The organism is Saccharopolyspora aridisoli, assembly GCF_004348445.1.
GTDB lineage: Bacteria > Actinomycetota > Actinomycetes > Mycobacteriales > Pseudonocardiaceae > Saccharopolyspora > Saccharopolyspora aridisoli.
Window position 1 is genome coordinate 120,284 of the sequence record NZ_SMKV01000008.1, and the last position, 24,661, is coordinate 144,944.

Here is a 24,661-nt window from a genome sequence, read left to right on the forward strand (position 1 = left end):
CGACCGGACACAGTGGTCGGACGGGTGCGTTAGCCCGTTGGTGTGCATTCGCGTTTTTCCGCGTGGCGATGGGAAAAACTCGGCGCGAAAAGCGCGCCCGGTGTGAACGTGAGTGCCTAGTCTCCTGATCGGACCGAAGAGTTCGAGGAGGTGCAGGGTGATTCGACGACAGGGCCTGCGCGCGGTGATCGCGGCATGCTGTGCGAGCGCGGTGTTCGTCGCGCCGGCGTTGGCGGGGAGTGAAGGACCAGGCGCACCGGGAGCGGGCGACGCCTACTTCCCCGGTTACGGCAACGGCGGCTACGACGTATCCCACTACGACCTGCAGTTGCGCTACCAACCCGCCGATGATCACCTGCAGGGCACCGCGACGATCGTCGCGACCGCCACGCAGGACCTGACGGCGTTCAACCTGGACTTCGCCCTGACCGCGAAGTCGGTGCGGGTCAACGGCGTGCCGGCGCAGTTCTCCCAGAAAGGCCTGGAGCTCACCGTGACCCCGCCGTCGACCCTGCCGCAGGGCGAGGTGGCGACCTTCGTCGTGGAGTACGAGGGCACGCCGTCGACCGCGGACGTCGACGGTTTCAACCCGTGGGTGCGCACCTCGGACGGAGCGTTGGCGATCGGCCAGCCGGAAATTTCCTCCTGGTGGTTCCCAGGCAACGACCACCCGAGGGACAAGGCCACTTACGACGTGGCGGTCACCGTGCCCGACGGGACCGAGGCCATCTCCAACGGGGTGAACACCCGCAACAGCAGCCTGGCCGGGTGGACCACCTGGAACTGGCGCAACACCGAGCCGACCGCCACCTACCTGGCGTTCATGACCATCGGCCAGTACGAGATCAGCAGCAAGACCGGTGCGTTCGGCCAGCCGTTCGTCACCGCTTACTCCGACAAGCTCGGCCCGCTGGCCGGACCGGCCAAGGCCAGCATCGAGCGCACCCCGGAGGTCGTGGACTTCCTGACCCAGCTGTTCGGGGAATACCCGTTCTCCGCGCAGGGTGGTGTCGTCCCGTCCGAGGGCCTGAACTTCGCCCTGGAGAACCAGACCCGCCCGACGTACAGCCACAAGTTCTTCCAGAGCGCGTCGAACGTGTCGGTGGTCGTGCACGAGAACGCCCATCAGTGGTTCGGCGACTCGGTGTCGGTGGACACCTGGCGCGACATCTGGATCAACGAAGGATTCGCGTCCTACTCGGAGTGGCTGTGGTCGGAGGCGCACGGCACGGGCACCGCGCAGGAGTTGTTCGACCACTACTACAACTCGCACCCGGCGGATGACCCGTTCTGGCAGGTCCTGCCGGGAGACCCGGGTGCCGAGAACGTCTTCCACGACGCCGTCTACGACCGGGGCGCGATGACGCTGCACGCGCTGCGCAGCGTCGTCGGTGATGAGGTGATGCTGGACATCACCCGCACCTGGGCGGCGGAGCACCGCTTCTCGACCGGCACCATCGAGAAGTTCATCGACTTGGCGGAGCAGAAGTCCGGCAAGCAGCTCGACGAGGTGTTCAACACCTGGTTGTTCACCAAGGGCAAGCCCGCGGTGAACCCGGCGGCCGGAGTCGCGGCCAGCGCGGCCCGCGAGCACGTGCCCACGCCCCCGGCGGTCGCCGAGATCGACCGCGCGCACGAACACCTCCACGACCACTAACCGGTCAACGAACTCCTTCCAGGGCTTCGCGCACCGGGAGGAGCTTCGCTTCCACCTCGGCCACCTCCAGGTCCGGTTCGGAGTCGGGCACTATCCCGCCTCCGGCGAACAGCCGGACCCGGCCGCCACGAGCACCGCCGGAGCCAGCTCCGGCGGTGCTCTGCTGTTCGATCTGCCCGCAGCGCAGCGCGATGCCGAGCTCGCCGTTGCCCGCGCCGTCGATCCAACCGACCGGACCCGCGTAGCGGCCGCGGTCCATGCCTTCGAGTTCGGAGATCAGCGGCACGGCGTCCTCGGTCGGGGTGCCACCGACCGCCGCCGTGGGGTGCACCGCTTCGACGAGTTGCAGCAGCCCCGACCCGTCAGGCGTGTCGGCCAGCTTGCCTTCGACGTCGGTGGCCAGGTGCAGCACGTTGCGCAGCCGCAGCACCGACGGCGACGTCGGCACCGACAGCTCGCTGCAGAACGGGCGCAGCTTCTCGGCCAGCGACTCGGCGGCGTAGGCGTGCTCGCTGCGGTTCTTGGTCGAGTCGAGCAGTTCGGCGGCGATCTCGTGGTCGGTGCGGCCGGGGTGTGGCCAGGCCGTGCCCGCCAGCACCCGGGAGCGGACCTCGTACCCGCGCCGCTCCAACAGCAGTTCCGGGGTGGCGCCGACCAGGCCGTCCACCGCGAAGGTCCAGCAGTTCGCGTAGCGCGCGGCCAGGTTGTGCAGCAGGAAGCGCACGTCGAGCGGCTCGGAGGTGTTGGCGACGAGGTCGTGCGCGAGCACCACCTTGCGGAGCTCACCACCGGACTCCCGCATCAGCCGGACAGCTTCGGTCACCGCCTGCCGGTATGCCGTGGACGACAGCCGACCATCGCTGTAGGAGACCGTGCCGGGCTGGCGCACCGGCTCGGGGGCCGGTTCGGGCGCGTCGCCGATGGTGGTGATCCAGCGGACGCCGTCCCGCTCACCGATGATCAGCTCGGGCAGCACCAGGACCGAGTCGCCGGGGCGGTCGGCGAAGGCCAGGCTGGTGAAGGCCACCGGTCCGCAGCCGGGCAGCCCCACCGCGTCATCGACGTCGATGTGCCCGCACAGCTGCCGCCACCACGCGTCGGCGTCGGTGAAGCGATCCGCGCCGGAGGTGTCCAGCCGTGCCGCGCAGCCCCATCCGACCAGGCCCTGGCCCTCGCGGACCCAGCTCAGCGACTCGCCGGCGGGGAGCAGGTCCAGCAGCGGGCGGTCGTGCCGTGGGTCGGCAGGATCGAGCCTGCGGGTGCGCGCCGTCAGCCGCCTGGATGTAGTCGCCACGCTTGGAGCGTATGCGGAGTGCGAATCCGGGTGGGCTGACCGGCCGCGTGGCCCTGGACACGACCCCCGGCCCTTACAATCGGTCACCGTGGCAGGCGACGCGGTGCCCCAGGACGCGGCCGACTTTGTGACCAGGTCAAACACGGACGGTTATCAGTCGGTAGCACAGCCCTCACCTGGGAGGGTCCGCCGCCGAGTGAGACGCGGTGTGCTGATCACGGGTCTGTTGCTGTCGGTGATGGGCTTGTCGATCATCGGTGCCTGCTTCATCAACGACCGCACGATCATGGAATCACGGGGCCAAGCGGTGGCCGAAGTCGTGGACACCTCGCTGACCCGGACCGTGGTGCGGTTCAACACCGAGGACGGCCGCGTCTACATACCGCCGAACGGCGTGATCTACCCGACCGACCTGCAAGCGGGGCAGCTGGTGCGAGTCGAGTACGACTCCCGCAACCCCGACCTGGTCCGAGTCGCAGGTCGCACGGCGATGATCTCGCTGCTGCCGGTGTTCAGCACGCTGGCGGTCCTGTGGGCGGTGCTGCTGCCAACGTATTGGCTGCTCAGGAGATCGGACAGGGACTGAGGGCCCTTCCGGCGCCTTTCGGCCGGTGCCAGACTGGGTATCCGCCGCAAAGGGGTCGGTGGTCACACTCCGAAGGGCCGACCCCGCGTCTGCGAGGTCGTTGCCCATGAACAGCCCTAGAGCGTTGTCCGACTGGCCCCAGGTTCAGCAGCAGTGGGTGCTCGGCGCACCGGTGCTGTCCACCGTCGACCGGTCGGTACCCGCTGAGGTGGATCCCGCCGAACTGGCGCTGTACTGCACGATGCTCGGCGACGACGCCCTGGTGCTCTCCCACCGGCTGACCGAGTGGGGGATGCGCGCCGGTCTGGAGGAGTCCGCAGCGCTCGGGGAGATCGCGCACGACCTGCTCGGACAGGCCCGGGTCCTGTACGGCCGGGCGGTCGAGGTGCGCGGCGAGCAGGACGAGGACCTGCTCGCCTACCACCGGGAGCCCGCCGAGTTCCGGAACGTGCGGTTGGCCGAGGTCGACTGCGGCCCTGGGCCGGGCGGTGACTTCCCGACCACGGTGGCCCGCCTGCTGCTGTTCACCACTTGGCGCCTCGTGGTCTTCGAGGAACTCGCCACCTGCCGGGACGCGGTGCTGGGGACGTTGGCGGCGAGGTCGCTGCACCGGCTGGCAGAACACCGCAACCACGCCGCTCAGTGGGTGATCAAGCTGGGCGATCACGGCCCCAACGGCTCGCAGCTGATGAGCGCCGGTTTGGAACGCGTGTGGCCGCTGGCCGCGGAGCTGTTCGTCTCGCACCCGGTCGAAGCGAGGCTGGCCGACGCCGGCTACGGCGTGGACACCTCCCGACTGCGCGCTCGGGTGGGGCAGGGGCTCGACGAGGTGTTCTCCATCGCTCGCCTCCAGCACCCGGACACCACCGAGTTCGGCGAGTTCGTCCGGCCGGGCGGTCGCGACGGCGCGCACACCGAATCCATGGAGTTCCTGCTGGCCGACATGCAGTACCTGGTCAGGGCGGGGCTGGCCAGCGGGCAACCCCCGAAGAAGCCTCAACAGGACGAGCGAAGTTTCAGAAATGCAATGGAAGATGAGTAGTTCCCCGCAAGCCGATGAGCACCGGCCGGGCGCACAGTGATCGAGGGGCAGTAGAGGCGGCGGGAGCAGTGCCTGGGGTCTTCCGCGCTCCTCGGTCGGGGACTAGTGGAAGGGCGCAACGCGGATGGACGAGATCTGGTTGCAGGTGCTCATGGCCTTGATGGCGGGATGTGCCGGTGCGGGCGTGGTCCTCGCGGTGCGCGGACGTCCCGCCGAGCAGGTCGCGGAGGAACCGGAACCCGCACCCGAGCCGCTGCCGCAGCGGGAGCCGGACGGCTGGGGTCCGTCCGTGCGGCACTGCGAGCAGGCGGTGCTGCGCGCGAGCCGGGCCGTCGAGGCGATGTCCTCGCAGCAAGCCCGCAACCGGTTGCTGACCGTCGTGCGCCGGATGGACGCCGAGCTGCCCAACCTGCGCGTGCTCGCCGAACTCGGACGCGGTCTGGGGGCGACCTCCCGCGACGTCGAGATCGCGGGCCGGGTGCGCAACGAGCTGGCCGAGGCCGAGGAGCGCTTCGGCGCGGTCACCCGCGAGGTGCTCGAACTCGTCGAGGACCCCGACCCCGAGCGGGTGGGCGAGTTGCGCGGGCGGTTCCCGCTGCTGCGACCGATCTCGGCAGTCCTGCCCGATCCGGTCAGCTAGCCGGTACCTCGGCCGCCTGCGCCCACCACGCGTGGACCTCGACGGCCGCACCGGGCGCGGCGACGAGCAGCCCGTCGCGCGGCAGCGGGTTGGGCTCGCCGCGCCGGTCGAGGACCGTGGCACCGGCCTCGGTGGCCAGAGCGAGCGCTCCGGCGACGTCCCACTCCTCGTAGTCGTCGAGCACGGCGGCGATGGTGTGGCCGAGGGCGACCTGGGTGATGGCCAGCGCCGGTGAACCCAGTAAGCGCACGCCGACCTGCGCGCTGGCCGCGTTGGTGATGAACCGGTTCATCCCAGGCCACGGCCCGTTCTTGGTCAGCTCGGTGCACACGATGCCGCCGCGTATCTCGGTGCGGTCGGGCAACCGCACCGGAGTGCCGTTGGCCCGCATGCCCCGGCCTCGCGCGGCCGCGTAGATCTGGGTCCGGTAGGGGTCGGCGACCACGCCGACCACGGGCCCGTAGCCGTCGAGCATCGCCAGGCTGTAGGCGCACCAGGGCAGCCCGGCCACGTAGTTGGCGGTGCCGTCCACCGGGTCGACCGACCAGCGGAACTCCGAGGCGCCCTGCTGCGGCGGAACGCTGGGCTCGTCCCCGAACTCCTCGCCGAACACCGGCGTGCCGGGGAACTCGTCTGCGAGGATGCGGCGGGTGTGCCGTTCCAGCGTGCGGCCGGTATCGGTGACCCAGTCGAACGGCGACTCGCTGGGCTCGGGCCGCGCCCCTCTGCCCGCGGTCGCGATGATGACGTCGGCGGCGTCGTTGGCCAGCCGACCGGCGACCTCGAACGCCCGCGACACCAGGGCCGGTTCGATCTGGGCGGGTGGAGTAGGCAGGGCCGTCATGCGTCCCCAGCCTCCGCGTGGCGGGTGACCGCTCAGCAACGTCGAGGTGACCGGCTGCGGAGCCGCAAGCCACGTTTGCGGGCCGATCGGCGAGTTGGGGTGCTCTTCGGTTGTCGTTGGGGATCGCGTCACGTTGCCTTCGGCTGCTCGCCGGAACCGGCGGCGACCGTGTTGTCCGTGCGCATCGCGATCGTGACCGAGAGCTTCCTGCCGCAGATCAACGGAGTGACGAACTCGGTGTTGCGGGTGCTGGAGCACTTGCGTCGTCGAGGTGACCAGGCCCTGGTCATCGCCCCCGGACCCGGTCCGGACGAGTACGCGGGCTTCCCCGTCATCAGGTTGCCGGCGGTGGACCTGCCGATGGTGTCGTCGCTGCCCATCGGGTTCCCGAGCCGCCGCGTGCTGCGCGGGCTCCAGGAGTTCGCGCCCGACGTGGTGCACCTGGCCTCGCCCTTCGTGGTCGGGGCGCGCGGGATGAACGCCGCGCGTCGGCTGGGCGTTCCGACGGTCGCCGTCTACCAGACCGATGTGGCGGGTTTCGCCGAGTCCTACGGGCTCGGGCTGACCGCGAAGGCGGCGTGGAAGTGGATCCGCCGCCTGCACTGCCACGCCGACCGCACGCTGGCCCCCTCGACGTGGGCGGTGGAGACGCTGCGCGAGCACGGCGTTCCGCGCGTGCACCGGTGGGGTCGAGGGGTCGACACCGAGCGGTTCACGCCGCGCAAGCGCGACGAGCAGCTGCGGGCCGAGCTGGCTCCGAACGGTGAACTGCTGGTCGGCTACGTCGGCAGGTTGGCACCGGAGAAGCGCATCGAGCGGCTCGCCGAGCTCGACGGCACGTCCGGCGTGCGGCTGGTCGTGGTCGGCGACGGCCCGGAGCGCGAGCGGTTGAACGCGGAACTGCCCAACGCCGCATTCCTCGGTCAGCGCACCGGCGATGAGCTGGCCCGCATCTACGCCAGCCTCGACGTCTTCGTGCACACCGGCCCGCACGAAACGTTCTGCCAGGCGGTGCAGGAGGCGATGGCCTCCGGAGTCGCGGTCGTCGCCCCGGACGCGGGCGGGCCCCGCGACCTGGTCGAGGTGGGGCGCACCGGCTACCTGCTGCCCGCCCACGACGACGCCGAGCACGCCGCGGCCCTGCGCCGCGCCATCGCCGACCTGCGCGATCCCGCGCTGCGGGAGCGCTTCGGCACCCACGCCCGCAACGCCGTGGCAGGTCGCACCTGGCCGGCCCTGTGCCGCCAGTTGGTGGACCACTACGCGTCGGTGAGCGGGTACGTGGAGTCGGCAGCTGCCTGAACCGGCTCCGGAGCGGGCCACGTACGCTTCGGGTGTGTCTCGGGCAGGCTTGGACAAGAACCCTCGCGAAGTCGCGGCGATGTTCGACGGCGTCGCGCGTCGGTACGACTTGACCAACACGGTGCTGTCGTTCGGGCAGGACCGGCGCTGGCGGAAGGTGACCCGGCAGCTGCTCGCGCCCCAGCAGGACGAGAAGGTCCTCGACCTCGCCGCTGGGAGCGGCGTGTCGACCGTCGAGTTCTCCCGTTCGGGCGCCTACTGCGTCGCGGCCGACTTCTCGCTGGGCATGCTCTCGGTCGGCAAGGGCCGGGGTGTGCCGCTGGTGGCGGCCGACGCCCTGCACCTGCCGTTCGCCGACGGCGCTTTCGACGCCGCGACGATCTCCTTCGGTCTGCGCAACCTCGCCGACACGGTCGCGGGCCTGCGCGAGATGCGCCGCGTGGTGCGGCCCGGCGGGCGCCTGGTGGTGTGCGAGTTCTCCACGCCGACGTGGCAGCCCTTCCGCGGCGTCTACATGAACTACCTGATGCGCGCGCTGCCCTCGATCGCCCGCGCGGTCTCCTCCAACCCGGACGCCTACGTCTACCTCGCCGAGTCCATCCGCTCCTGGCCCGACCAGCGAGCCCTCGCCGAGCTCATCGGCGAAGCCGGCTGGTCCGACACCACCTGGAAGAACCTCACGAGCGGCGTCGTGACGGTCCACCACGCCAAGAACCCGTCCTGATCGACCGGGCACGGGAGCGGCTCAGAGCCAGGTGGTCTCGGGTGTCGTGGTCCTGGCCCAGGTGAGGGACCGGGTGAAGGCCCTGGTGGCCGGAGGTTGCGGGTGGTTGGGAGTGCGGATCACCGCGATCCGCCGGTGAGTCTCCGGTGCTGCTAGGGGGACGTGGACCAGGCCTGCGAAGGCGATCAGGGGTAGGACCATCCCGGGCATGATGGCGGTGCCGAGGCCCGCGGCGACCAGCCCTGCCACTGCGGTGATGTTGCCCGATTCCAGGACCACGCGGGGGTGCGCCTCCGCGGCGGCGAAGGCGCGGTCGGCGTGCTGGCGGATGCTGGAGTTCGGCGCGAACGCGATGTGCGGTTCGGTCGCCAGCTCCGCCCAGGTCAGCGATTCGCGCGCGGCGAGGCGGTGCTCCTGCGGGAACACCGCGCACATCCGGTCGGTGGCGATGGGGTGCACGGCCAGGTCGGGCAGCGGTTCGGCGACCACCGTGACGCCCAGGTCGACGGTGCCCGCGCGAACCTTGGCGAGGACCTCGTCGGACATGCCGTCCTCGATCGACAGCTCCACGTCCGGGTGCTCCGCGCGGTAGGCCGAGACGACCGGGGGCAGCAGGATCGCCGCCATCGACGGCAGCGCCGCCACCCGGACGCGGCCGCGGGTGCCTGCCAGGAACCCGTGGAAGTGGTTGATCCCGGCGTCGAACGAGTCCACCACCCGCCGCGCGACCAGGCAGAACTCGGTGCCCTCCGGTGTGGTGACCAGGTTGCGGGTGCTGCGCTGGAACAGCGTGATGCCGAGCTTGCGCTCGACGTCGCGCACCGCGCGGCTGATCGAGGACTGCGCCTGGTGGAGCTGCTCGGCAGCGGCGGTGAACCCACCGGTGTCGTGCACAGCGAGGACCAGCCGGAGCTGCTGCACGGTCAAATCCATGCCCATGGCGCATGAATCTATCAATTTTCAGTGCTTGACCAGCATGAGCGAGGTGGATCACAGTTCTCTCGCCCGGCCCAACTGCGGTGTTCGGAGGTTGCCCATGCTGGCCGCGAGTGGATTCCTGACGATCGGCGTGTTCCTCGCCCTGGTGCTCTCGCGCAGGGTGTCGGTGCTGTTCGCGCTCACCCTGGTGCCGATCGCCGCGGCACTGCTCGGCGGTCACGGCGCGGGGCTCGGTGAGCTGGTGGCCGATGGCCTGCTCACCGTCGCCCCGGTGGCCATCATGATCACCTTCGCGGTGCTGTACTTCAGCCTGATGATCGACGCGGGGCTGTTCGACCCCGCCGTCACCCGCATCCTGCGCTGGGCCAAGGGCGACCCGCTCAAGATCACCGTCGGCACCGCGCTGCTGACCCTGCTGGTCGCGCTGGACGGCGACGGGGCCTCGACCTTCCTGATCACCGTCTCCGCGCTGCTGCCGATCTACCAGCGGTTGGGGATGCGCCGAATCGTGCTGGCCGGCGTGGTCTGCCTCGGCGCCGGAGTCATGAACATGGTGCCGTGGGGTGGTCCGACCGCCCGCGCGATGGCCGCGCTGGAGCTCGATTCCGCGCAGCTGTTCCTGCCCGTGCTGCCCGCGATGTTCGCCGGCATCTGCTGGGTGCTGGTGGCCGCCTACCTGATCGGCCGATCCGAGCGGAAGCGACTCGGCGTGGTGAGCATCGAAGTCGGCGAGCGGGCGCGGCTGACCGGCGCGGACCGCGTGCGGTTCTGGATCAACGCGGCGCTGACGCTGGCCCTGGTCGGCTGCCTGCTCTTCCAGCTCGCCGACCTGGAAGTGCTGTTCCTGGTGGCCTTCCTGGTCGCGCTGCTGATCAACCGCCCGTCGTGGCAGGGCCAGCAGGAGCTGTTCGCCAAGCACGCCTACAACGTGGTGCTGGTCGTCGTGGTGATCTTCGCTGCCGGCGTGTTCACGGGCATCCTCACCGGCACCGGCATGATCAAGGCGATGGCCGAGAGCCTGGTCGCGGTCATCCCCGACGCCGGTGGCGCCCTGCTGCCGGTGGTCACGGCCATCGCCGGGATGCCGCTGAGCTTGGTCTTCACCCCCGACGCCTTCTACTACGGGGTCGTCCCGGTGCTGGCGGAGACCAGCGCGGCGCTCGGCGGCGATCCGGCCGCGATCGGGCGGGCGGCGATCCTCGGCCAGATGACCACCGGGTTCCCGCTGAGCCCGCTGACCGCCTCGACGTTCATCCTGCTCGGCATGTCCAAGGTCGATCTCGGCGACCACCAGCGGTTCATCTTCGGCTGGGCCTTCGGCACCACGCTGGTGATGACGGCGGTCGCGCTGCTCACGGGGGTGCTGTAGATGCGCATCGGCAGTGGAGCCGGTTTCGCCGGTGACCGCCTCGAACCGGCGCTGGAGCTCGTGCGGGCGGGTGTGGACGACCTGGTCCTGGAGTGCCTGGCCGAGCGCACCATCGCCCTCGGGCAGCAACGCAGGCTGGGGGATCCGGATCAGGGGTACGACCCGTTGCTGCGCGCGCGGTTCGAGCGGTTGCTGCCGGTCGCGGTGCCGAACGGAGCACGGGTGATCACCAACATGGGCGCCGCCCATCCGCTGCGGGCGGGCGAGGTCACGCGGGAGGTGATGACGGCCGCTGGGCTGGCCGGCCGCATCGCCGTGGTCACCGGTGACGACGTGCTGGACCGGCTCGACCCGGCCACGCCGGCGCTGGAGGACGGCCTCCCGCTGGCCGAGCACGGCGAGATCGTTTCCGCCAACGCCTACCTCGGCGCCGAGGCGCTGCTGCCCGCGCTGGACGCGGACGTGGTGATCACCGGGCGGGTCGCCGACCCTTCGTTGTTCGTGGCGCCGATCGCGCAGCGGATGGGCTGGGATCTCGACGACGTTCAGCGCGTCGCCGCCGCGACGCTGGTCGGCCACGTCCTGGAGTGCGCGGGGCAGGTGACCGGCGGCTACTTCGCCGACCCGGGCGCCAAGGACGTCCCCGGGCTGGCCGAGCTCGGGTTCCCGTTCGCCGACGTCAACGCCGACGGCAGCGCGACCATCGGCAAACCGGACGGGACCGGCGGGATGGTGACGGTCGCAACGGTGCGCGAGCAGCTGCTCTACGAGGTCACCGACCCGACCGCCTACCGCACGCCCGATGTGGTCCTGGACTTCCGCGAGGTCCGCGCCGAGCGGACCGGTGCGGACCGGGTGCGCATCAGCGGAGCACGCGGGCGGACCAGGCCGGAGGAGCTGAAGGTCAGCGTCGGCTACCGCGCGGGGCACCGCGCCGAATGCGGCATCAGCTACGCCGGACCGGGGGCGGCCGAACGGGCGAGGTTGGCTGCGGACGTGGTGAGCGAGCGGCTGCGCGGCACCGGGCTGCGCGTGCGCGCCGACGTCTTGGGGGCGATGGGCGATCCGGACGGTGAGTGCCGGCTGCGAGTGGCCGCCATCGCGGAGGACCGGACGGCGGTGCAGGCGGTCTGCCACGAGGTCGAATCGCTCTACACCAACGGCCCTGCCGGAGGCGGCGGAGTGCGCACCGACGTGCGCGAGGTGATCGGCATCGTCTCCGCCCTGATCCCCAGGTCTGATGTGACATCGCAGGTCAGGACCCTGGAGGTGAACGATGCGACTGCATGAGATCGCGCACTGCCGAGCGGGCGACAAGGGGGACACCTCGATCCTGTCGGTGTTCCCGCTCGACGACGCCGACTACGACCGCCTGCGTCGGGAGCTCACCGCCGACCGGGTGCGCACCCACCTCGCTTGCCAGGTCCGCGGCGAGGTCACCCGCTGCGAGCTCCCCCTGCTCAAAGCCCTGCAGTTCACCTGCCACCGAGCCCTCGACGGGGGCGTGACCACGTCCCTGTCCCTGGACACCCACGGGAAGACCCTCAGCTCCCGCCTCCTCGCCCTGGATCTGTGAGTCGCGAGGAGCGCGTGGGGCTGGTGGGCGGTTGTGGTCCGATCCGTCCGTGATCGAAATCCGCCACCGCCCGGTCAGTCCGGACCAGGTCTGCCCTCGGCGAGGTTCGCGGACCTTGAACCGGATGGCGGGTTTCCTCACTCAGGTGGCCTACGCGAAAGGGTCGATCGCGCTGGTGCAGCGGCTTAGACTCGGAGTTAGTGAACTCGTTCACAAGCGGGTTTCGCACCGAGCACTGCACTAGTTCGAGGAGTGTCATGACCAGCGCCACCAGCCGCCGCCGACCGGACGATGACGCCGATGTGATCGTCGTCGGAGCGGGACCGGCCGGCTCGACGGCTGCGACGTACCTGGCCAGGGCGGGACTGGACGTCCTGCTGCTGGAGAAGAGCGTCTTCCCGCGGGAGAAGGTCTGCGGCGACGGGATCACGCCACGGGGCGTCAAGCAGCTCATCGACCTGGGCATCGACACCAGGGAAGAAGCCGGCTGGCTGCACAACAAGGGCCTTCGGGTGGTCGGCGGCGGAGTCAGCCTGGAGCTCGACTGGCCGAGCCTGTCCGACTTCCCGCCCTACGGCGTGGTCCGCCCGCGCAACGACTTCGACGACCTGCTGGCCCGCAACGCCCAGCTCGCCGGGGCCCGCCTGTTCCAGCAGACGAGCGTCAGCGGCGCCATCACCGACGAGCGCACCGGCCGGGTCGTCGGCGTGGAGGCCAAGACCGGGCCCGAGCGCAAGCCGGTGACCTACCGGGCGCCGCTGGTCGTGGCCTGCGACGGGGTGTCGGCTCGACTGGCCTTGTCGGTGGGCATCCAGAAGCGCGACGACCGGCCGATGGGCGTGGCCGTGCGCCGGTACTACGCGAGCCCGCGCACCAAGGACGACTTCCTGGAGTCGCACCTGGAGCTGTGGGACAAGTCCAACCCGGCCGACCCGACGCTGCTGCCCGGCTACGGCTGGATCTTCGGCATGGGCGACGGGACGGTCAACGTCGGGCTGGGCATCCTGTCCACCTCGTCGGCCTACGGCAAGACCGACTACCGGCAGTTGCTGCGGTCCTGGCTGGACGGGACCCCCGAGGAGTGGGGATTCCGGGAGGACAACGCCACCGGCAAGATCGGCGGCGCCGCGCTGCCCATGGGGTTCAACCGCACCCCGCACTACCGCGACGGCCTGCTGCTGGTCGGCGACGCGGGCGGCATGGTCAACCCGTTCAACGGCGAGGGCATCGCCTACGCGCTGCAGTCGGCCCGGCTGGCGGCCGAGTGCGCGGTGCACGCGATGGCGCGACCGACTGCGTTCTCCCGCGAGCAGGCCCTGAGCCGGTACCCGACGGCGGTGCAGCAAGAGCTCGGCGGCTACTTCCGGCTCGGCAATATCTTCAGCAAGTTGATTGGCAATCCCACGGTCATGCGGATGGCCACCAAGCACGGCCTGCCGCGGCAGACGTTGATGCGTTTCGTGTTGAAGTTGCTGGCAAATCTCTACGACGAGAAGGGTGGGGACGTCATGGACCGTGTGATCAGCACCACTACTCGCGTCACCCCTAGCGCGTGACCCTGAGTGTCTGGTCAGATGTCCCGGTAACCGTGAGGGAAGTCATAAAGTTAGGTGCGCCTCACTACGGAGCCGAATCGGCCGACCGCATAGAGTGCGCATCGGAGGCCTGAGGCGTGACCTGCGCCTTGGCGGGGACTGACGATGTGTGTTCCGGGTCACAGGGCCCGGAACCGGTTGGAGGGGAGCAGAGGTGCTCGACCCGTACATCCCGTTGGTGCTGTTGTTCGCGCTGGCGCTGGGATTCGCGGTCTTCTCGGTCGCGATCGCACCGCTCGTCGGTCCCCGCCGCTACAACAAGGCGAAGCTCGACGCCTACGAGTGCGGGATCGAGCCGTCGCCGCAGCCCGTCATCGGCGGCGGCCGGATGCCCGTCGCTTACTACCTGACCGCGATGTTGTTCATCCTCTTCGACATCGAGATGGTCTTCCTCTACCCGTTCGCGGTCTCGGCCGACGCCCTGGGGATGTTCGGCGTCGTCGAGATCGTGCTGTTCATAGCGACCGTCGGCTTCGCCTACATCTACGTCTGGCGGAGAGGCGGACTGGACTGGAACTAACCGAGCGCTACCGCCCGGTTCGCCGGGCGCTCGAGTGGAACTCGCCCGAGATGGATTAAAGGGACTAGCCGCAAGGACGCGGGAAGGAGTGCCGGCGATGGGGCTCGAAGAGCAGCTGCCCAACGGCATCCTGTTGGCCAACGTGGAGAAGCTCGTCAACTGGACCCGGAAGACGTCGATGTGGCCGGCGACGTTCGGGCTGGCCTGCTGCGCCATCGAGATGATGACCGTTGGCGGTTCCCGCTACGACATCTCGCGGTTCGGCATGGAGCGCTTCTCCGCCACCCCGAGACAAGCCGATCTGATGATCGTGGCCGGTCGGGTGACCAACAAGATGGCCCCGGTGTTGCGCCAGATCTACGACCAGATGCCCGAGCCGCGCTGGGTGCTGGCGATGGGCGTGTGCGCCTCCACCGGCGGCATGTTCAACAACTACGCGGTGGTGCAGGGCGTCGACCACGTGGTGCCGGTGGACATGTACCTGCCGGGATGCCCGCCGCGACCGGAGATGCTGCTCGACTCGATCCTCAAGCTGCACGCCAAGATCATGGACGAGCCGATCAACGCCAAGCGCGCGCAGGAGAAGCTCGAACGCGGCGACCGCACCCCGATGATCCCGTCCTCGGTCCGGTACGCGCCGAAGAACGCCTCGCAGCGCAAGCGCGCCGAGCGGCAGCAGGCCGCGCAGCGACGCGAGATGGGCGGAACGGATGAGCTCGGCGCGTTCGAGAGCGCGCCCGAGCGCCCGGAACTCAAGTCGGGTAGGTGAATTCGATGGCGGACAAGGAAACCACCCCGGCCCCGGGCGAACCCGGTTCGAGCGCCGAGCGCGCCGCGGACCTGACGCCCACGGGAGCCGAGCCGGCGCGCGCCGGAGCTCCGGCAGCCGGCCGCGAGCGGCAGGGCATGTTCGGCGTGCGCGGCACCGGTGACACATCGGGCTTCGGTGGGCTGCGCCTGCCGGCCTACGTGCCGCCGGCCGGCGAGCGCCCCTACGGTGGCTGGTCCGACGAGGTCGCCGACGCGCTCTTCGACGCGCTGCGCGCCAAGGGGCTTCCGGACGACACCGTGCAGCAGGTGACCGTCGACCGCGGCGAGATCACCTTCTACCTGCGCCGCGACGACCTCGTCGAGGTCTGCCGCACCCTGCGCGACGACCCGGCGCTGCGCTTCGAGCTGTGCAGCTCGGTGTCCGGTGTGGACTACGGGCCGGACGCGCCGCAGCGGCTGCACTCGGTCTACCACCTGACGTCGATGACCTACCGGCGCCGCATCCGGCTGGAGGTCGCCGTGGACGTGGAGGACCCGCACCTCCCGTCGATCGTGTCGGTCTACCCGACCGCCGACTTCCAGGAGCGCGAGGCCTGGGACATGTTCGGCCTGGTCTACGACGGGCACCCGGCGCTGACCCGGATCCTGATGCCCGATGACTGGGACGGTCACCCCCAGCGCAAGGACTACCCGCTCGGCGGGATCCCGGTGGAGTACAAGGGCGCCGAGATCCCGCCGCCGGACCAGCGCAGGGCCTACTCGTGATCGCGGAGAGGTGTGGGCAATGACCACCGAATCACTCACCGGCGCGTACCCCGCCGAGTCGAGAGACACCACCGAGGGCCGCATCTTCACCGTCACCGGCGGCGACTGGGACGAGTTCCTGGACGAAACCGGCGGCGAGGAGCGGATTGTCATCAACCTGGGCCCGCAACACCCATCCACGCACGGCGTTCTGCGGCTGGTGCTGGAGCTCGAGGGCGAGACGGTCACCAAGGCCCGCTCGGTCATCGGGTACCTGCACACCGGCATCGAGAAGAACACCGAGTACCGGACGTGGACCCAGGGCGTCACCTTCGTGACGCGCATGGACTACCTGGCGCCGCTGTTCACCGAGAGCGCTTACTGCCTCGGCATCGAGAAGCTGCTGGGCATCGAGGCGCCGAAGCGGGCTCAGACGATCCGGGTAATGCTGATGGAGCTCAACCGGATCTCCTCGCACCTGGTGTTCCTGGCCACCGGGGCCATGGAGCTGGGCGCGACCACCGGCATGACCTACGGCTTCCGCGAGCGCGAAGAGGTCCTGCACCTGCTGGAGTTCCTGACCGGCCTGCGGATGAACCACGCGTTCGTCCGGCCCGGGGGTGTCGCGCAGGACCTGCCGGAGGGCTGGCAGGACAAGGTGCGCGAGTTCATCAAGGTCATGGACACCCGGCTGCCGGACTACGACAAGCTGTTCAGCGGTCAGCCGATCTGGAAGCAGCGGCTGAAGGACGTCGGCTACCTGCCGTTGGACGGCGCGCTGCAGCTGGGCGTGACCGGACCGCTGCTGCGGGCCGCGGGACTGCCGTGGGACCTGCGCAAGGTCGAACCGTACTGCGGATACGAGGAATACGACTTCGAGGTGCCCACCAGCAACGACGGTGACTGCTACGCGCGGTACCTGCTGCGGGTGCAGGAGATGCACGAGTCGCTGAAGATCATCCGGCAGTGCGTGGACAAGGTGGAGTCCGGTCCGCACATGGTGGAGGACGCCAAGATCGCCTGGCCGGCGAAGCTGAGCATCGGCGCCGACGGCATGGGCAACTCCCTGGAGCACGTCCGCAAGATCATGGGCCAGTCCATGGAGTCGCTGATCCACCACTTCAAGCTGGTGACCGAGGGCTTCGACGTCCCGCCCGGACAGGCGTACGCGCCGGTCGAGTCGCCGCGCGGCGAGCTGGGTGTCCACCTGGTCTCCGACGGCGGCACCCGGCCGATGCGGGTGCACGTGCGCGAACCCAGTTTCGTGAATCTGCAGGCGATGCCGGTGATGGCCGAAGGCGGACTGGTGGCCGACGTGATCGCGTCCGTCGCCTCCATCGACCCGGTGATGGGCGGGGTGGATCGATGACCGAGCAGTTCGAGTTCACCACCACCGAGGAGCAGACCGACGCGGTCGACACCTCGGTGTTCGGCGAGGACACCCGGGCCGAGGCGAGGCAGATCATCGCCCGGTACCCGGAGTCGCGATCGGCGCTGCTGCCGATGCTGCACCTCGTGCAGTCGGTGCAGGGGCACGTCAGCCCGGCGGGAATCAAGTTCTGCGCGGAGGAGCTGGCGCTGTCGGTCGCCGAGGTCAGCGCCGTGGCGACCTTCTACACCATGTACAAGCGCAAGCCGTGCGGTCAGCACCTGGTCAGCGTGTGCACCAACACGATGTGCGCGGTGCTGGGCGGCGACGCGATCTACAAGGCGCTGGGCGAGCACTTGGACGTCGGGCACGAGGGCACGGCCGGGGAACCCGGCAGCGAGGGTTCGATCACCTTGGAGCACGCCGAATGCCTGGCTGCTTGCGATCTCGGGCCGGTGCTGCAGGTCAACTACGAGTACTACGACAACCAGACGCCCGAGCAGGCTCTGGAGCTGGTCAAGGCCCTCCAGCGCGGCGAGAAGCCCGCGCCGACGCGCGGACCGGCGCTGTCGGACTTCCGCGGTGCCGAACGCCAGCTGGCCGGGTTCTTCGACGACCTCGACGAGACCGTGACCGGCCCGTCGCAGGCGACCGAGACGGTGCGCGGTGCGGAACTGGCCCGGGACCGCGGCTGGACCGCGCCGAGCATGCCCGATGACGCGGAACTCCCGCCGCTGCCGGAGAAGAAGTGAGGGTGGCCATGACCGAACCGAGCACCAGCCCGGTGACCCCGGTGCTGACCAAGCGGTGGCTGTCGTCGAACTCCTGGACGCTGCGCACCTACGAGCAGCTGGAGGGCTACACCGCCCTGCGCAAGGCGCTGCGAGCCCACCCGGACCAGCTGATCGAGCTGGTCAAGGCGTCCGGGCTGCGCGGTCGCGGCGGCGCGGGGTTCCCGGCGGGCGTGAAGTGGAGCTTCATGCCCAAGGACCCGGTCAAGCCGCACTACCTGGTCATCAACGCCGACGAGGGCGAACCGGGGACCTGCAAGGACATCCCGCTGATGATGGCCGACCCGCACTCGCTGATCGAGGGCTGCATCATCGCCAGCTACGCGATGCGGGCCAACCACTGCATGATCTACGTGCGCGGTGAGGCCCTGCACCCGATGCGGCGGCTCCACAACGCGGTCCGCGAGGCCTACGCCGCCGGGTACCTGGGCAAGAACATCCTGGACTCCGGGTTCGACCTGGACATCGTCGTGCACGCCGGGGCGGGCGCCTACATCTGCGGTGAGGAGACCGCGCTGCTGGACTCCCTGGAGGGCAAGCGCGGTCAACCGCGGCTCAAGCCCCCGTTCCCCGCGGCAGCAGGGCTCTACGCCTGCCCGACGACGGTGAACAACGTGGAGACCATCGCGTCGGTCCCGTTCATCGTCAACGGCGGTTCGGACTGGTTCCGCACCATGGGCAGCGAGAAGTCGCCGGGACCGAAGATCTACTCGATCTCCGGGCACGTCGAGGACCCGGGCCAGTACGAGGCCCCGATGGGCACCACGCTGCGGCAGTTGCTGGAACTCGCGGGTGGCATGAAGGACGGCGTCCCGCTGAAGTTCTGGACCCCGGGCGGGTCCTCGACACCGCTGTTCACCGCCGAGCACCTCGACGTCCCGCTGGACTTCGAGGGCGCGGCCGAGGCCGGGTCGATGCTGGGCACCACGGCCGTCCAGGTGTTCAACGAGACCGTGTCGGTGCCGTGGGCCGTGATGAAGTGGACGCAGTTCTACGAGCACGAGTCCTGCGGCAAGTGCACCCCCTGCCGGGAGGGCACCTACTGGCTCGCGCAGGTGCTGGAGCGGATGGTCGACGGGCACGGCACCGAGGAGGACATCGACACCCTCCTGGACGTCTGCGACAACATCTTCGGCCGCTCGTTCTGCGCCCTCGGCGACGGCGCGGTCAGCCCGATCACCAGCGGTATCAAGTACTTCCGCGAGGAGTTCCTCGCGTTGTGCGACAAGAACAAGTCCGCCGCGGAACTGGTAGGAGCGGCCCGATGACCCTGGCACCCGAATCCGAAGCGCGCCCGGTCCCCGAGGGCTACGTCCGGCTCACCATCGACGGCATCGAGGTCGAGGCGCCCAAGGGCGAGCTGCTGATCCGCACCGCCGAGCGGATGGGCATCACCATCCCCCGGTTCTGCGACCACCCGCTGCTGGACCCCGCCGGTGCCTGCCGGCAGTGCCTCGTCGAGGTCGAGGTGAACGGCCGGGCGATGCCGAAACCACAGGCGTCCTGCACCATGACGGTCGCCGACGGGATGGTCGTCAAGACGCAGAACTCCTCGCCGGTGGCCGACAAGGCGCAGCAGGGCGTGATGGAGCTCCTGCTGATCAACCACCCGCTGGACTGCCCGGTCTGCGACAAGGGCGGCGAGTGCCCGCTGCAGAACCAGGCGCTCAAGCACGGCCGCGCGGATTCCCGCTTCCACGACACCAAGCGGACCTTCGCCAAGCCGGTGCCGATCTCCTCGCAGGTGCTGCTCGATCGCGAGCGCTGCGTGCTGTGCCAGCGCTGCACCCGGTTCTCCAAGCAGATCGCCGGTGACCCGTTCATCGAGCTGCTGGAAAGGGGTGCGCTGCAGCAGATCGGCATCGGCGAGCAGCAGCCGTTCCAGTCCTACTTCTCCGGGAACACCATCCAGATCTGCCCGGTCGGAGCGCTGACCAGCGCCGCTTACAGGTTCCGGTCGAGGCCGTTCGACCTGGTCTCCACCCCCGGGCAGTGCGAGCACTGCGCGTCGGGCTGCGCGACACGGACGGACTGGCGGCGCGGCAAGGTGATGCGCCGGCTGGCCGGGGACGACCCGGAGGTCAACGAGGAGTGGATCTGCGACAAGGGTCGCTTCGCGTTCCGCTACGCCAACGCCGCCGACCGCATCACCCGGCCGCAGATCCGGGAGAACGGCCAGCTGCGCGAGGCGTCCTGGACCGAGGCGCTGCAGGCAGCCGCCGAAGGCCTGACCGCCGCGCGTGACGCGGGTGGGGTCGGGGTGCTGCCCGGTGGCCGGTTGACCGTCGAGGACGCCTACGCCTACTCGAAGTTCGCGCGGGTAGCGCTGCGCACCAACGACATCGACCACCGCGCGCGGCCGCACTCCACCGAGGAACTGCGGTTCCTGGAGTCCACCGTGGTCGGGGTGACGCCGGAGAACGGTGTCACCTACCGCGATCTGGAGTCAGCCCCGGCGGTGCTGTGCGTGGCGTTCGAGCCGGAGGAGGAGTCGCCGATCGTCTTCCTGCGGCTGCGCAAGGCCGCGCGGACGGGCAAGACGCAGGTCTTCCACCTCGCCCCGCGCAACTCGCCGGGCGTGGAGAAGACCACGGTCATCACCCACGCCGGAGGCCCGGTGCGGACCGGTTCGCTGGTGCGGTGCGTGCCCGGTGGCGAGGGGGCCGCGCTGGAGTCGTTGCCGGCCGATGTGGACGAAGCGATCCGGCAGCAGGGCGCGGTGCTCATCGTCGGCGAACGCGCCGCCGAGGTGCCCGGCCTGCTGTCCGAGGTGCTGCGCACCGCCCAGCGGACGGGAGCGCGCGTCGCCTGGATCCCCCGCCGAGCCGGCGAACGCGGCGCCATCGAGGCCGGCGCGCTGCCGACCCTGCTGCCCGGAGCGCGTCCCGTCATCGACGACCACGCCCGCTCCGACGTGGAGCGGGCCTGGGGCATGGCGCCCGGTTCGCTGCCCGCCGCTGCGGGTCGCGACGCCACCGAGATCCTCACCGCCGCCGCCTCCGGGGAGCTCTCCGGCCTGTTGGTCGGCGGCGTCGACCCGAACGACCTGCCCGACCCGGAACTGGCACGCAAGGCCCTGACCGTGGCCGGTTTCGTGGTCAGCCTGGAGCTCCGCCCCAGCGCGGTGACCGAGCAGGCCGACGTGGTGCTGCCGATCGCGCCCAGCGTGGAGAAGAGCGGCAGCTACCTCAACTGGGAGGGCCGCCGTCGCGAGTTCGCCACCACCATCGAGGGCACCGGCGCGCTGCCGGACTGCCGGGTGCTGGACACGCTCGCGGTCGAGATGGACGCCGACCTGTTCACCCAGAGCCCGGCCGCCGCGAGCGCCGAGCTCGACAGGCTCGGCACCCACACCGGCGGACGCACCGCGGCCCCGGACGAGGCCGTCGCGCACGCACCACGACCCGGCCCCGGCCAGGCCGTGCTGGCGACCTGGCGGCAGCTGCTGGACAACGGATCGTTGCAGGCCGAGGAGCCGAGCCTGGCGGGTACGGCCCGCAACCGGGTCGCGATCGTCTCGCCGGAGACCGCCAAGCGCGTCGAGATCAGTTCTGGACAGCGGCTGGAGGTCCGCACCGCGCAGGGCAAGATCGTGCTGCCGGTCGAGATCGCCGACATGCCCGATGACGTCGTGTGGGTGCCCACCGACTCCGGTGAGGCCCGCGTGCTCGAGGTTCTCGGCTCCGGGCACGGAGCGCTCGTCGACATCGCGCCGAGCAGCGCGAGCCTGGAGATCAACGGGCATTCGTTGAACGGCCATTCCCCGGCCCACCACAACGGGGGGAACGCATGACCAGAACAGCCGAACTCCTCGCGGACGACCCGATCTGGCTGATCCTGCTCAAGGTAGTGGCCATCTTCGCCTTCCTGGTGCTGATGACGCTGCTGACGATCTGGGCGGAACGCCGGGTCATCGGCCGCATGCAGCACAGGCCCGGCCCGAACCGTGCTGGACCGTTCGGCATCCTCCAGTCGCTGGCCGACGGCTTGAAGCTGGCCTTCAAGGAGGACATCCGCCCGGTCATGGCCGACAAGTGGGTGTACTTCCTGGCTCCGGTGATCTCCGCGACGCCCGCGCTGGTGTCGTTCGCGGTGATCCCGATCGGGCCCGAGGTCACGATCTTCGGCGAGCGCACCGCGCTGCAGCTGGTGGACTTGCCCGTCGGCCTGCTGGTGGTGCTGGCCTGCGCCTCGGTGGGCGTGTACGGCATCGTGCTCGCCGGCTGGTCCTCCGGCTCCCCCTACCCGCTGCTGGGTTCGATGCGGTCGGCGGCGCAGGTGATCTCCTACGAGATCGCGATGGGCCTGTCGTTCGTCGCGGTCATCATGTACGCGGGCACGCTGTCGACCTCCGGCATCGTCGCAGCGCAGGAGAACGGCTGGTTCTTCGCGCTGCTGCCGGTGAGCTTCCTGGTCTACCTGGTGTCGATGGTCGGCGAGACCAACCGCGCCCCGTTCGACCTCCCCGAGGCCGAGTCCGAGCTGGTCGGTGGTTTCCACACCGAGTACTCGTCGCTGAAGTTCGCGCTGTTCTTCCTCGCCGAGTACATCAACATGGTCACCGTCTCCGCGCTGGCGACGACGCTCTTCCTCGGCGGCTGGCACGCGCCGTGGCCGCTGTCGCTGATCGGCGACGGGGTGCTCAACACCGGGTGGTGGCCGGTGCTGTGGTTCCTCGGCAAGACGCTGGCCTTCCTGTTCTTCTTCGTGTGGCTGCGCGGCACGCTGCCCCGCCTGCGCTACGACCAGTTCATGGACCTCGGCTGGAAGCTGCTGGTCCCGGTCAGCCTGGTGTGGATCGTGGCGGTGACCGTGATCCGGGCGCTGCGCAACTCCGACACCGTCAGCACCCAGCAGTTCATGATCGGCGGCGCGGTCGTGGTGGTGATCCTGGTCGCGGCCACGTTCCTCATCCCGGACCGCAAGCCCGAGGAGGACCCCGACGAGGTGCCGCTCGCGGGCAGCGGGTTCCCGGTGCCGCCGATCGACCTGGAAGTCCCCAAGACCCCGCCGCGACGCACCCCGGTGCGAAGCGGCACCGGTCCCGGCGAGCTCGCGGGTCCGGAAGGCGAGGAGGCGCCCCATGGGAATGTTTGATCCGATCAAGGGCTTCGGCGTCACCTTCTCGACGATGTTCAAGAAGGTCGTCACCGAGGAGTACCCCGAGGTCAAGAAGGTCGCCGCGCCCCGGTTCCACGGCCGCCACCAGCTCAACCGGCATCCGGACGGGCTGGAGAAGTGCGTGGGCTGCGAGCTGTGCGCATGGGCGTGCCCGGCGGATGCGATCTTCGTCGAGGGCGGCGACAACACCGACGAGGCCCGCTACTCGCCCGGTGAGCGCTACGGGATGGACTACCAGATCAACTACCTGCGCTGCATCGGCTGCGGGTTGTGCATCGAGGCGTGCCCGACGCGGGCGCTGACGATGACCAACGAGTACGAGACCGCGGACGACAACCGCCAGGACCTGATCTACACCAAGGCCGACATGCTGGCGCCGCTGCTGCCCGGCATGGAGCAGCCACCGCACCCGATGCGCCTCGGCGAGGACGAGCAGGACTACTACGTCAACGGTCCCGAGCTCGCCAAGCAGCGAGGGGTTCCCGCGGGATCGACGGTGGAATCCGGTCCGGAGGTTGATGCGCGATGAGCACCGGAATCGTGCTGGCACAGGCCGGCAACGTGGTCGGAACCGGGGAGGCGGCGCTGTTCTGGGTCCTCGGTCCGCTGTCGCTGCTGGGCGCGCTCGGCATGGTCTTCGCCCGCAACGCGGTGCACTCCGCGCTGTGGCTGGTGCTGACGATGCTGAGCCTGGGCGTGCTCTACATGGGTCAGAGCGCGCCGTTCCTGGGCTTCACCCAGATCATCGTCTACACCGGCGCGATCATGATGCTGTTCCTGTTCGTGCTGATGATGGTCGGCCGCGACTCCTCGGACTCGGTGGTGGAAGTCCTGCGCGGACAACGCCTCTGGGCCGGGATCGGCGGGGTCGGCCTGGCAGCGCTGCTGGTCTCGGGACTGGCCCGGTCGCTGACCTCGGTGCAGGCGGCACCGCCGCTTGACCCGTGGCAGCCCGTCGGTGGTGGGGCGGGCGGCCTCGGCCGGCTGATCTTCACCGACTACCTGTTCCCGTTCGAGCTGACCTCCGCGCTGCTGATCACCGCAGCGGTCGGGGCCATGGTGCTTACCTACGGCGGCAAGGGCCGCGGCCCGCGCCTGAGCCAGCGGGAGCGCGCCAACGCGCGGTTCCGCGGCGAGCGCCCGTCGCCGCTGCCCGGACCCGGCGTGTACGCCACGGCCAACTCGGTCGCGGTGCCCGCGCTGCTGCCGGACGGTTCGGTCGCGCCGGAGTCGCTGTCGGAGCTGCTGGAGAACCTGCCCGCCGAACGGCTGGACCACGAGCGCAGCGCGGTCGCCGGTGACGAGCCCGAACCCGACGCGCACGCGCTGACCGACCGGCCGGAGCCGCCCGAGCAGACCGGTTCCGGCAAGTCCGGTGAACCGGTCATCGACGCGGGTCCCGAGATTCCGGAGCCGGGCAGCGCCAACGGTCGTTCGAACCAGCGGGCCGGGCACGCCACCGAGGAGGTTCACCAGTGACCCCCACGTACTACTTGCTGCTGTCCGCGCTGCTGTTCTCGATCGGCGCGGTGGGAGTCCTGGTGCGGCGCAACGCCATCGTGGTCTTCATGTGCGTCGAGCTGATGCTCAACGCGGTCAACCTGACGCTGGTCACCTTCGCCCGCATCGAGGGGACGGTGCACGGGCAGGTCATGGCGTTCTTCGTGATGGTCGTCGCGGCCGCCGAAGTGGTGGTCGGCCTGGCCATCATCATGTCGATCTTCCGGACGCGTCGCTCGGCCTCGGTCGATGACGCCAACCTGCTCAAGTACTGAGA

Annotated in this window: 24 protein-coding genes; 21 read left to right on the forward strand and 3 right to left on the reverse strand. The window is 69.9% G+C overall.

The window, feature by feature from the left end:
• Window positions 1-157 precede the first annotated feature (157 nt).
• On the forward strand, window positions 158-1,657 hold the full coding sequence (locus E1161_RS08860; protein ID WP_132621483.1) for a M1 family metallopeptidase: 1,500 nt from the start codon (window positions 158-160) through the stop codon (window positions 1,655-1,657).
• 4 nt (window positions 1,658-1,661) lie between these two features.
• On the opposite strand, the gene E1161_RS08865 is transcribed toward E1161_RS08860, so the two are convergent.
• Complete coding sequence (locus E1161_RS08865; protein ID WP_235874889.1) at window positions 1,662-2,951, reverse strand: isochorismate synthase; 1,290 nt, start codon at window positions 2,949-2,951, stop codon at window positions 1,662-1,664.
• Window positions 2,952-3,159: 208 nt separating this feature from the next.
• Between E1161_RS08865 and E1161_RS08870 the strand changes: the two genes are divergently transcribed.
• From E1161_RS08870 to E1161_RS08880, 3 genes are all read left to right on the forward strand, one after another.
• The gene (locus E1161_RS08870; protein WP_132621485.1) at window positions 3,160-3,537 is read left to right on the forward strand and encodes a DUF3592 domain-containing protein; all 378 of its coding nucleotides are present in this window, start codon (window positions 3,160-3,162) and stop codon (window positions 3,535-3,537) included.
• Window positions 3,538-3,643: 106 nt separating this feature from the next.
• Window positions 3,644-4,579, forward strand: a complete 936-nt coding sequence (paaC, locus tag E1161_RS08875) for a 1,2-phenylacetyl-CoA epoxidase subunit PaaC (protein ID WP_132621487.1) — start codon at window positions 3,644-3,646, stop codon at window positions 4,577-4,579.
• A gap of 124 nt (window positions 4,580-4,703) precedes the next feature.
• Window positions 4,704-5,219: a hypothetical protein gene (locus E1161_RS08880; RefSeq protein ID WP_132621489.1), complete on the forward strand. Its 516-nt coding sequence runs from the start codon at window positions 4,704-4,706 to the stop codon at window positions 5,217-5,219.
• Here the strand turns inward: E1161_RS08880 and E1161_RS08885 are convergent.
• Window positions 5,212-6,063: an inositol monophosphatase family protein gene (locus E1161_RS08885; protein ID WP_132621491.1), complete on the reverse strand. Its 852-nt coding sequence runs from the start codon at window positions 6,061-6,063 to the stop codon at window positions 5,212-5,214. The genes E1161_RS08880 and E1161_RS08885 overlap by 8 nt on opposite strands.
• A gap of 177 nt (window positions 6,064-6,240) precedes the next feature.
• Between E1161_RS08885 and E1161_RS08890 the strand changes: the two genes are divergently transcribed.
• The gene (locus E1161_RS08890) at window positions 6,241-7,365 is read left to right on the forward strand and encodes a glycosyltransferase family 4 protein (protein WP_207920150.1); all 1,125 of its coding nucleotides are present in this window, start codon (window positions 6,241-6,243) and stop codon (window positions 7,363-7,365) included.
• Window positions 7,366-7,399: 34 nt separating this feature from the next.
• Window positions 7,400-8,089 carry a demethylmenaquinone methyltransferase gene (locus E1161_RS08895; RefSeq protein ID WP_132621495.1) on the forward strand — a complete coding sequence of 230 codons (690 nt, stop codon included), beginning with the start codon at window positions 7,400-7,402 and terminating at the stop codon, window positions 8,087-8,089.
• A 21-nt stretch (window positions 8,090-8,110) separates the two neighbouring features.
• Here the strand turns inward: E1161_RS08895 and E1161_RS08900 are convergent, their stop codons facing one another.
• Window positions 8,111-9,028: a LysR family transcriptional regulator gene (locus E1161_RS08900; RefSeq protein ID WP_132621497.1), complete on the reverse strand. Its 918-nt coding sequence runs from the start codon at window positions 9,026-9,028 to the stop codon at window positions 8,111-8,113.
• A gap of 97 nt (window positions 9,029-9,125) precedes the next feature.
• On the opposite strand from E1161_RS08900, the gene E1161_RS08905 reads away from it, so the two are divergent.
• The 15 genes from E1161_RS08905 (at window position 9,126) to nuoK (ending at window position 24,659) form a co-directional block, all read left to right on the forward strand.
• Complete coding sequence (locus E1161_RS08905) at window positions 9,126-10,397, forward strand: CitMHS family transporter (protein ID WP_132621499.1); 1,272 nt, start codon at window positions 9,126-9,128, stop codon at window positions 10,395-10,397.
• Complete coding sequence (locus tag E1161_RS08910; protein ID WP_132621501.1) at window positions 10,398-11,687, forward strand: acyclic terpene utilization AtuA family protein; 1,290 nt, start codon at window positions 10,398-10,400, stop codon at window positions 11,685-11,687.
• Window positions 11,674-11,973: an AtuA-related protein gene (locus tag E1161_RS08915; protein ID WP_132621503.1), complete on the forward strand. Its 300-nt coding sequence runs from the start codon at window positions 11,674-11,676 to the stop codon at window positions 11,971-11,973. The genes E1161_RS08910 and E1161_RS08915 overlap by 14 nt, the downstream gene beginning before the upstream one ends.
• A gap of 257 nt (window positions 11,974-12,230) precedes the next feature.
• A complete protein-coding gene (locus E1161_RS08920; RefSeq protein ID WP_132621505.1) occupies window positions 12,231-13,529 on the forward strand; it encodes a geranylgeranyl reductase family protein in 1,299 nt (432 codons plus the stop codon).
• Between the two features lie 193 nt (window positions 13,530-13,722).
• Window positions 13,723-14,088: an NADH-quinone oxidoreductase subunit A gene (locus tag E1161_RS08925; protein WP_132621507.1), complete on the forward strand. Its 366-nt coding sequence runs from the start codon at window positions 13,723-13,725 to the stop codon at window positions 14,086-14,088.
• A gap of 97 nt (window positions 14,089-14,185) precedes the next feature.
• A complete protein-coding gene (locus E1161_RS08930) occupies window positions 14,186-14,857 on the forward strand; it encodes a NuoB/complex I 20 kDa subunit family protein (protein WP_132621509.1) in 672 nt (223 codons plus the stop codon).
• Window positions 14,858-14,862: 5 nt separating this feature from the next.
• Window positions 14,863-15,624 carry an NADH-quinone oxidoreductase subunit C gene (locus E1161_RS08935; protein WP_132621511.1) on the forward strand — a complete coding sequence of 254 codons (762 nt, stop codon included), beginning with the start codon at window positions 14,863-14,865 and terminating at the stop codon, window positions 15,622-15,624.
• Window positions 15,625-15,643: 19 nt separating this feature from the next.
• Window positions 15,644-16,972, forward strand: a complete 1,329-nt coding sequence (locus E1161_RS08940; protein ID WP_132621513.1) for an NADH-quinone oxidoreductase subunit D — start codon at window positions 15,644-15,646, stop codon at window positions 16,970-16,972.
• Window positions 16,969-17,724, forward strand: coding sequence for an NADH-quinone oxidoreductase subunit NuoE (gene nuoE / locus E1161_RS08945; protein ID WP_132621515.1), 756 nt, complete (start codon window positions 16,969-16,971; stop codon window positions 17,722-17,724). Before E1161_RS08940 ends, nuoE begins: the two co-directional genes overlap by 4 nt.
• A gap of 8 nt (window positions 17,725-17,732) precedes the next feature.
• Window positions 17,733-19,031, forward strand: coding sequence for an NADH-quinone oxidoreductase subunit NuoF (nuoF, locus tag E1161_RS08950; RefSeq protein ID WP_132621517.1), 1,299 nt, complete (start codon window positions 17,733-17,735; stop codon window positions 19,029-19,031).
• A complete protein-coding gene (locus E1161_RS08955; RefSeq protein WP_132621519.1) occupies window positions 19,028-21,556 on the forward strand; it encodes an NADH-quinone oxidoreductase subunit G in 2,529 nt (842 codons plus the stop codon). The genes nuoF and E1161_RS08955 overlap by 4 nt, the downstream gene beginning before the upstream one ends.
• A complete protein-coding gene (gene nuoH, locus E1161_RS08960) occupies window positions 21,553-22,860 on the forward strand; it encodes an NADH-quinone oxidoreductase subunit NuoH (RefSeq protein WP_132621521.1) in 1,308 nt (435 codons plus the stop codon). Before E1161_RS08955 ends, nuoH begins: the two co-directional genes overlap by 4 nt.
• Window positions 22,847-23,413 carry an NADH-quinone oxidoreductase subunit NuoI gene (gene nuoI, locus E1161_RS08965; RefSeq protein WP_132621523.1) on the forward strand — a complete coding sequence of 189 codons (567 nt, stop codon included), beginning with the start codon at window positions 22,847-22,849 and terminating at the stop codon, window positions 23,411-23,413. Before nuoH ends, nuoI begins: the two co-directional genes overlap by 14 nt.
• Window positions 23,410-24,363, forward strand: a complete 954-nt coding sequence (locus E1161_RS08970) for an NADH-quinone oxidoreductase subunit J (RefSeq protein WP_132621525.1) — start codon at window positions 23,410-23,412, stop codon at window positions 24,361-24,363. The genes nuoI and E1161_RS08970 overlap by 4 nt, the downstream gene beginning before the upstream one ends.
• Window positions 24,360-24,659, forward strand: coding sequence for an NADH-quinone oxidoreductase subunit NuoK (gene nuoK, locus E1161_RS08975; protein ID WP_093414272.1), 300 nt, complete (start codon window positions 24,360-24,362; stop codon window positions 24,657-24,659). The genes E1161_RS08970 and nuoK overlap by 4 nt, the downstream gene beginning before the upstream one ends.
• Window positions 24,660-24,661 lie beyond the last annotated feature (2 nt).